The sequence below is a fragment of the Nostoc mirabile CHAB5784 genome (assembly GCF_020829645.1).
Classification (GTDB): domain Bacteria; phylum Cyanobacteriota; class Cyanobacteriia; order Cyanobacteriales; family Nostocaceae; genus Nostoc; species Nostoc mirabile.
Window position 1 is genome coordinate 1 of sequence record NZ_JAIVFS010000237.1, and the last position, 4,509, is coordinate 4,509.

Below are 4,509 nucleotides of genomic sequence, written 5' to 3' on the forward strand. Positions count from 1 at the left end.
TCTCCCACCAGTCCAGCATTGCTTGTTACCTTTAGCACCCGATTTCAATTACTCTACCGTATATGCTGTGCTGTTTGTTAAATCCTTTATCAGTAAGCCTTTCAAGACTTAACGGGAAAAGTCAGATCAATGGTGCTGCGGGCGGCGTAGGTCACCTCGCGGTGCAGTTGGCAAAATGGAAGGGTGCACGTGTGATCGCGGTGGCATCGGGTACGCATGAGTCGTTCCTGCGCGAACTCGGCACTGATGAATTCATCGACTACACCAAGATATCTCCCGAGGAAGTCGCGCATGACATTGATCTCGTTCTTGATACCCTAGGCGGTCCCACCACTGGTCGCTTCTTGCGTACGCTTAAGCGTGGCGGCGCGTTGTTCCCCGTGTTCTTAGGCTTCTCCGAACCCGAGGAAGCCGCGAAGCTGGGCATCACGGTCTCGATGACCCAAGTGCGCTCAAACGGCCCACAGCTCGCGGAACTTGGAAGTTTGCTATCTATGGCACTCTTCGCGTCGCCATAGATAGCACATTTCCGCTTGCCGATGCACGAAGGGCGCACGAACGAGCCGCTCGTGGGCACATCCAAGGCAAGATCGTGCTTACAGTCGCGTGAACACGAAAGCGCGAACCATCATTGCCACTTCTCGCGGGCGTTGTTCTTTCAACACTTGTGCGTTTCTCATTCATAGTCCACTCATTCGGGACCAATCATGACATCTGATTCTAAAGTTTGGTTGATTACAGGTAGCTCAAGCGGATTTGGTCGGTCACTTACCGAAGCCGTTCTCAAACATGGCGATCTCGTCGTTGCCACGGCTCGTAGACCGGAACAACTCGACGATCTCATCAAACAGTATCCAGACACAATCAAAACCGTTCGCTTAGATGTCACCAATCTACAAACAACCAAAGGGTTGCAAAAACAATAGTCGAAAATATCAACTGTCTATTTCAGATTTTTCTAAAGCAGCTTCCTCAAATGATGGCAGTAAATCCATTAAGCACTAGAGTTTGGCAATCGCAGATCTCAACTTGATCGCGACCCCGAATTTATGAGAATTAGGTTAAAACGCCGCCGCTTCGGTCAACTAATGATTGTAAGTGCGGTCATGACAACAGTGGGGAGCTGGATGAGGCGATCAATTCTTCGATCGGCGCTCAACTGTTGACTCCGACGGCATCTGACTACCAGACATCGAAGCACGCGATCAACCGCCTTTGCGAATTCGTTAACGTCGATCATGGCAACGACGGAGTGAAATGCTTTGCCATCCATCCCGGCGGGGTACCCACCGCGATAGGAAAGAACATGCCTGATATTAGAAGCTGCGCCGGAACCGCTGCAAATTCGGCAAATGCACCGCCACGATGCTGATTCATACTTGAACCAGGCTCGAAGCGAGCGATAACGCGGTCTCCCTTCTGCCATCGAGTGGCTAGTAGACCAGCTTCGACGACGATTCCAGACAGATCTGTACCGACTGTGTACGGCATCGTTAGCGGAAAGTAGTCCTGCATATTGCCACTGATCAATTTCACATCAAGCGGGTTGATGCTTGCTGCTTCCACCTGAACCAATACTTCATCTAGTCCAATCTTTGGAATTGGGATCTCTTCGAGGACTGCATTCTTAATACTTCCGTATTGGTGGATTCGGACTGCCTTCATTGTGTGTCTCCTTTGTGATGTGTTGAAAGTGAGTAGAAAATTTGTTCAAGTCTTATGACTGTCTGGGTAGCGGTTGAATGAGGCGAGGGCGATCCGCTGTTCAGCAGGACGGACGATCGTAGCGTAGACGGCAAAGGAGGCTAACGCGAACAATGACATGATGCTAGTCATCGCAGTCGCAGTCCGTCCGTCGTAGAAGAAGGCGACCAATGCACTGGCAAGTGTTCCACCGATCGCCATCTGCGTGAATCCCAATACAGCAGCAGCGACTCCAGCAACTTCTGGCAATGGCTGAAGCGCTCCATGCTTCGCATTGGGGGCAATTAGCCCAAAGCAGAACGTGTTGAGAACCAAAAGCGGCGGCAGCGTTATGACTCGAACAGAATTACTGATTGATACCAGCACCAGTGCGATCGCTGAGACAACTGCAAGCGTGAGTCCGACTTTGAGCAAGCGCGACGGCGGCACACCGCGAACACTCAAGCGCCCATTCAAGAACGAGCCTGCCATAATTGCGAAAGCAGTTGAAGCAAAGAACCAACCGTAGAGAGTCGTTGAAATGCCTAAAACCTGAACCAATACGAGCGGTGAACCAGCAACGTAAGCAAACATACAGCCAAAGCTCAAGGCGTTAACGAGCGCGTAGCCAATACAGATTCGATTACTTAGAACTCGAAGGTAGTTGCTGATCAGGCGACGAGGTGCGATCGCACCTCGTCGCCTGATCAGCAATAGATTCTCCAAACCCAATCGTGATAGCACCGACAAGAACTAGACCGCCAACCGCCAGCACTCCATAAATCGCTCGCCAGTCTGCGATCGTCAGAATTAACCCACCAATGGTTGGTGCAATCATCGGCGCAATGCTCATCACTAAATTGATATAAGAGAACTGTGTCCGTGCGGCAGCACCTTCAAACAAGTCACGCATGATCGCCATCTCTAGAACTGCGGCAGCACCCGCACCTGCACCCGCGATCAACCGCCAGAGAATCAGCGTGTTAATTGAGGGCGCGATCGTACACATTACATTCGCGAGGGCAAAGACTCCACAACCGATGAATAGAATCGGGCGGCGTCCGTATCGATCTGAGACGGGTCCAAAAATGAGTTGCGCGATCGCAAAGCCAGCCATGAAGAGACTGAGAGTCAAACCTGTGGCAGCAGAAGATGTATTGAAGGATATGCCAAGTGCAGCGAGGGCGGGCAATCCCATATCGATCGCTAAGGGCGGTAACGCAGCCAACGCACCCAGCAGCAGAGTAAATCCCAGAGAGTTAGGTCGAATTCGCATAGTTTTTCTTCTGATTCCGATAGCTGCTGACTGATGATAAAAATCGGTCAGTTTCTAGCTAGGCAGTGCAGCGAGCGGCCATGCACCAATTTGATGCAGCATTCCAAACCAATCCTCTAAATGCCAGGTGTGCGAAATGCGATCGTGATCGAAGTGATGAAACTCATGCAGCGCGATCAAGACTGGCTTTCCCGTCGGTTGCAAGCCAAAAATTTCCCCTTGATGAGTCGCAACCATTCGCGCCCGCACACCCGCGTGATTCGGTTGTTCAATTACCTCGTCAATGATGATCTGCAAGTCGGGGAACGCAGTGAAAAACATTGGCATCAGCGGTTTCATACCCTCAGGACCAGGAGCTTGACCGGGCGCAAGCGGAATGTCCTGCCAATCTGAGGTCACGGCTTCGTCGAGAAGGTTAGGGTTTTTATCGCTGAAGGCTCGGTAAAACGTTTCAAGTGAGCGCTTTTGCGCCACTGTCAAAGCTGAAGTTTGAATCGTCGCCACTGAATGCATAGAATCCTCGGCTAATAACAAACGCGAATGAAACTACGACGATCATCACATGTGAAACATAATGTGTCCAATGCATATTTAGGATAGACACTATATCATTATTGATATAGTATAAAGCTATGGCTCAACAGTTCCCCAACCTCTCGCACATCGACCTCAATCAACTTCTGGCTTTGCAAGCCATCCTGGAGGAGAGGCATGTCACTCGCGCCGCCGTTCGCGCCTCGCTCAGTCAGCCAGCGATGAGCCGCGTGCTAAGTCGGCTGCGGGTAGCACTGGGCGACGACCTGCTCGTTCGTAGTGGCATAGGGTACAAGCGGACACCGCGTGGTGATCGCTTGCTGCAAGAGTTAGAAGTCCTCCTGCCTCGCCTCAATGCGGCGATCAGGGGAAGAGCTGGCGAAGACACTGTTGGCGAATTCGGGAAACGCTTGTCCAGGGCGGATGACTTGAGGAGTAAAGCGATGAGGTTGTATGACCCCAAGCCATGTATTACAAAATAAAAAAATACCCCTGACAATTGAATTGTTAGCAAATTCAGAAAACGTTTATGCGCTGGTAGTTACTTCAGCAATGAAAAGATTGAGAGCTTTAAGTGCCATCTTGTAGCCAGTAGCTTGCTTCCCTAACTTCAGTTGAGACAAAATGCGATCGCGTAAAGTTTCAAGTGTTTCTAGCCGAGGCAATAAGGCAACTGACCTTTTTTGATGCGCCTCATTCGGTGTAATACACGGTTGAAGAGATTCATCATCACGTATATTACATGGGTAAAGTGACGACTCATCCCGTGTAATACTTGGCAGGGTATTGTTGCGGACAATGTATTCTAAATAGTCAGCCCTAGTTAAGCCGTTGCATTCTGCTGCCATGCCCAAAGCCTTCCAAGTTTCATCGGTTAATCTCAGGGAGCGAACTAACGCTCTTTTATGTCTCTGGTGAGAGAAAAATGCTCTGATTTGCTGAGATTTTTGAAATTCCTTGAAGACTGTGAACAATACAGGCGCTGCTATGTCGGAAATATTGAGAAGTAATCAAAT

General features: G+C 50.1%; 9 protein-coding genes and 1 pseudogene. 5 read left to right on the forward strand and 5 right to left on the reverse strand.

The window, feature by feature from the left end; genetic code table 11:
• Positions 1–74: 74 nt before the first annotated feature.
• From LC653_RS44820 to LC653_RS47755, 4 genes are all read left to right on the forward strand, one after another.
• Positions 75–518 carry a zinc-binding dehydrogenase gene (locus LC653_RS44820; RefSeq protein WP_229501678.1) on the forward strand — a complete coding sequence of 148 codons (444 nt, stop codon included), beginning with the start codon at positions 75–77 and terminating at the stop codon, positions 516–518.
• Positions 515–610 carry a zinc-binding dehydrogenase gene (locus LC653_RS47750; RefSeq protein WP_372478311.1) on the forward strand — a complete coding sequence of 32 codons (96 nt, stop codon included), beginning with the start codon at positions 515–517 and terminating at the stop codon, positions 608–610. The genes LC653_RS44820 and LC653_RS47750 overlap by 4 nt, the downstream gene beginning before the upstream one ends.
• Before the next feature lie 97 nt (positions 611–707).
• Entirely contained in the window at positions 708–926 is a 219-nt protein-coding gene (locus LC653_RS44825) for an SDR family NAD(P)-dependent oxidoreductase (protein WP_229501679.1), read from the forward strand.
• 236 nt (positions 927–1,162) lie between these two features.
• Positions 1,163–1,372: a hypothetical protein gene (locus LC653_RS47755; protein ID WP_372478310.1), complete on the forward strand. Its 210-nt coding sequence runs from the start codon at positions 1,163–1,165 to the stop codon at positions 1,370–1,372.
• On the opposite strand, the pseudogene LC653_RS44830 reads toward LC653_RS47755, so the two are convergent.
• From LC653_RS44830 to LC653_RS44845, 4 genes and pseudogenes are all read right to left on the reverse strand, one after another.
• Positions 1,327–1,665, reverse strand: a pseudogene (locus tag LC653_RS44830) (alcohol dehydrogenase catalytic domain-containing protein); the annotation flags it as partial. The gene LC653_RS47755 and the pseudogene LC653_RS44830 sit on opposite strands and share 46 nt — an antisense overlap.
• A gap of 45 nt (positions 1,666–1,710) precedes the next feature.
• The gene (locus tag LC653_RS44835) at positions 1,711–2,397 is read right to left on the reverse strand and encodes an MFS transporter (RefSeq protein WP_229501681.1); all 687 of its coding nucleotides are present in this window, start codon (positions 2,395–2,397) and stop codon (positions 1,711–1,713) included.
• Positions 2,327–2,959 (reverse strand): MFS transporter, encoded by a 633-nt coding sequence (locus tag LC653_RS44840; RefSeq protein WP_229501682.1) that lies wholly within the window; start codon positions 2,957–2,959, stop codon positions 2,327–2,329. The genes LC653_RS44835 and LC653_RS44840 overlap by 71 nt, the downstream gene beginning before the upstream one ends.
• Before the next feature lie 54 nt (positions 2,960–3,013).
• Complete coding sequence (locus tag LC653_RS44845) at positions 3,014–3,472, reverse strand: ester cyclase (protein WP_229501683.1); 459 nt, start codon at positions 3,470–3,472, stop codon at positions 3,014–3,016.
• A gap of 119 nt (positions 3,473–3,591) precedes the next feature.
• Here LC653_RS44845 and LC653_RS46675 point away from each other — a divergent pair, with 119 nt between their 5' ends.
• The gene (locus tag LC653_RS46675; RefSeq protein ID WP_308189264.1) at positions 3,592–3,975 is read left to right on the forward strand and encodes a LysR family transcriptional regulator; all 384 of its coding nucleotides are present in this window, start codon (positions 3,592–3,594) and stop codon (positions 3,973–3,975) included.
• Between the two features lie 45 nt (positions 3,976–4,020).
• Here the strand turns inward: LC653_RS46675 and LC653_RS44855 are convergent, their stop codons facing one another.
• A complete protein-coding gene (locus tag LC653_RS44855) occupies positions 4,021–4,341 on the reverse strand; it encodes a hypothetical protein (protein ID WP_372478312.1) in 321 nt (106 codons plus the stop codon).
• Positions 4,342–4,509: the final 168 nt, after the last annotated feature.